Annotated in this window: 2 protein-coding genes and 1 pseudogene; 2 read left to right on the forward strand and 1 reads right to left on the reverse strand. The window is 69.2% G+C overall.

Features of this window, described 5'->3' with window-relative positions:
* A pseudogene (locus tag EBO15_RS45640) lies at window positions 1–290 on the reverse strand (hypothetical protein); the annotation flags it as partial.
* A gap of 636 nt (window positions 291–926) precedes the next feature.
* On the opposite strand from EBO15_RS45640, the gene EBO15_RS43110 reads away from it, so the two are divergent.
* Window positions 927–1,589 carry a hypothetical protein gene (locus EBO15_RS43110; protein ID WP_122200181.1) on the forward strand — a complete coding sequence of 221 codons (663 nt, stop codon included), beginning with the start codon at window positions 927–929 and terminating at the stop codon, window positions 1,587–1,589.
* Window positions 1,562–2,614, forward strand: coding sequence for a zinc finger domain-containing protein (locus EBO15_RS43115; protein ID WP_122200182.1), 1,053 nt, complete (start codon window positions 1,562–1,564; stop codon window positions 2,612–2,614). The genes EBO15_RS43110 and EBO15_RS43115 overlap by 28 nt, the downstream gene beginning before the upstream one ends.
* The last annotated feature ends 198 nt before the right edge of the window (window positions 2,615–2,812 follow it).

Below are 2,812 nucleotides of genomic sequence, written 5' to 3' on the forward strand. Positions count from 1 at the left end.
GCCAGGGCGGCCTTCTCCCGCTCGAGCTTCTCGACCTGCCGGTCGGCCTCGCTCTTGGACGGCTTGGGCCCGGACGGCCTGGCCGCCAGCGCGTTCAGCGAACCGGCGTCCGCCAGCCGCTTCCAGTCCTGAATGTGTGAGTGGTAGAGGCCCTCGCGGCGCAGCAACGCGCCCCGGGCGCCGGGCTCGGTCAGCTGCTCCCACTCGGCCACGATCGCGAGCTTGTACTCGGGCGTGAACGTCCTTCGCTTCGCCCGGCCCGCACGAGGGCCTTCCTTCTTCTCGCCCACGACACCATCATCGCGGAGATCAACAACACTCAACGTCACGACCGGAAAATCCTGCTCTCGCCCTACTCATGTCACAGAAGACTCATATGTCCTGTTGTCTCTCAAGAGTCTGACAGAGAGGGGTCCGCCCCAGGCGAGTCGGTACCGGATGTCGTCACGGTCGGAGACCGGATGCCCGTGGCCCCAGCACCAGCGCTCACGCCGTCCCAGCCCCGGACCGTGACCATGCCGCCGACCAGCCTGACGCAGCCGCCCACCCCCATGCCGCCGTCGCCAGTGCCACAGGGGAGCGCCACCCCGCCAGCGCCGAGCCCATCGGGGAAGGTCGCACCTCCACCGCCTGCACCAGACCAAGTCGTCCCCACGCCCAACCCGACTCCTTCAGGGCCGGACCCGACGCCCGAGCCGAGTTCCCCGCCCACCGATGCGCCCCCGCCCGATCCCGCCCCCTCCGAGAGCACGCCGTCTCCAGAGGTGCCCTCTGCCGAAGAAGGCCAAGCTCCGCAGACACCGCCAGCCACCAACCCCGACGTTCCCGTGCCGCCAAGCGAAGCCCCATCGGCCGTCCCATCCACCGACACTCCCCTCAGCGGCACTACCCAGCCGCAGGACATCCCCGCCTGACCAGGAGAATGCATGGCGAACGCCGAGCAGCGCGCAGGCAGCGGGTACTGGCGTGGCCGCTACCGGAACCCTCCGGGCGTACGCCCCAAGGTAGGGACGATCTCCGCTGACAGGCAGGGCATCCCCTTCACCAGCGAAGCCGACGCCCTGCGTGCCGCGTACCTCAAGGAGGCCGAGCTCCACGAGCTCGCCCAGGAATGGGACGGGCCTCCCCTGGCACCGGGCAGCATGACGATCGACGAATGGAAGCGCACCCTCGCCGGACAGAAGCGTGCTCGCGGTGAACGCGACCGGTACGCAGGTCAGCAACGCCTCGCGGACTGGGTGAGGAGCAAGTGGCTCCCAGCGCAGGACATCGAGCCCGAGAGCGTCACCGTCTACGATCAGCACCTTCGCCTGCGGATCCTCCCTTCGTTCGGGACCCGACCGATCAACACCCTCCATGACCGGGAGGAAGTCGAGCTCTGGCACAAGACTCTGCGGCAGAAGTACTCGCTCAACACCGCGGACAACTGCCGCAACCTGCTGTCGACGATCCTCGGCGACGCCCAAACCGCCGGCCTGGTGGACGTCAACGCGGCTGAGCGGCGCCGACGCCGCGGGAAGGTCGCGCAGCGGCGCGTCCAGGAGGCGCGCACGCCGCGCCAATGGGTCACCCGTTCGAGGTTCTGCTGATCGCCGAACGCTGCGCGATCCTCACGGGCCGAGACGAGGACTTCGTCATGTGGGTCACCTGCGGCTGGTGCGGCACTCGATGGGGTGAGCTGATGGCGACCCGCCGGAGCGTGCTTCACGGCGACAAGCTCGCGGTCGACTCGCAGCTCGCGCCGCCGGACGGCCCTGGCTTCCGGCGCACGCCGCCGAAGGAGGGGTCGTTCCGGAACGACCACCCCGACTTCTTCGGAATGGTCGACCTGCCTCCGTTCCTCACGGAGTTGCTCGCGTGGCAGGCCGACCAGTACGAGGGCGTCTGCCGCTGCAGCGAGTCGTGCGGCGGAGTCGGCTACCTGTTGGCGCCGGACCGCGGCCACATGCTTCATGGCACCTACGGCCAGTTCCCTTGGCGTCCAGCGGTCGATGGCCTGACCTACGCCCGGAAGGAGCAGAACCGCCGCCCCGTCCTGGTCGACGTCGCCGAGCCATGGCCGGGCCTCCCGCTCTCGCCGGGCTGGCCGATGGCTGCTGGCCCGATGTGGGAGCCGCCCTGTGGACGCGGTGAGGTCCGGCACGATCTGCCGGTGTCGGAGCCGCTGCGGATCACCTGCCCGCACTGCGCGGCTGGGCCTGGCAAGCCGTGCTTGTCAGAGACTGGCCGCGCCGGGCACGTCCACCGGACGCGGGTCGCCGCCGAGCAGGAGGGGCGCCCTGAGCGCCTGCGGTCTTTGGCGTCGTGGCTGCCGATCAAGCCAGGATTGACCCCGCACGAGCTGCGGCACAGTCAGCGGGTGTGGCTGGATGAGGATGGCCTGCCGGAGGTGCTGAAGAAGGACCGGCTCGGACATGCGATGAGCGGCATGAGCGGCACGTATGCACATGTGTCCGCGTCCATGCGTGCGAGGGTGAAGGAGTGCATGCAGCAGCGGTGGGAGTCCGCGCTGGACCAACGGGCGGCCTTGAGTCCGCGGTCGCCGGTCGGGGTTTTGGACAGGCTCCTGGGGGAGCGTGCACGTGCGCTCCACGGCTTCATGGAGCGGGCGTGAACCCCAATCGAACCCCAATCGCGAAAGAGACCGGTCCGAACCCCTGTGGATTCGGGATTCGGACCAGTCGATGTCACGTCTCTAGTGCGCTGACCGGGAAGGTTTGCCGGGTTTGGTCACGCGGCTTTGCTGCGGGGGCGGCCCCATCGTTGTTGGCGTTGGCTGCGGATGCGGGCGCGTTCTCGGCGTTGGGCTGCC

Origin of the sequence: Actinomadura harenae, assembly GCF_003696215.1 — a bacterium.
GTDB lineage: Bacteria > Actinomycetota > Actinomycetes > Streptosporangiales > Streptosporangiaceae > Spirillospora > Spirillospora harenae.

Bases quoted from the DNA above. Each gene is read 5' to 3' on its own strand.
- EBO15_RS43115 (WP_122200182.1), top strand. From the start codon at position 1,562: ATGGGTCACCCGTTCGAGGTTCTGCTGATCGCCGAACGCTGCGCGATC.
- EBO15_RS43110 (WP_122200181.1), top strand. From the start codon at position 927: ATGGCGAACGCCGAGCAGCGCGCAGGCAGCGGGTACTGGCGTGGCCGC.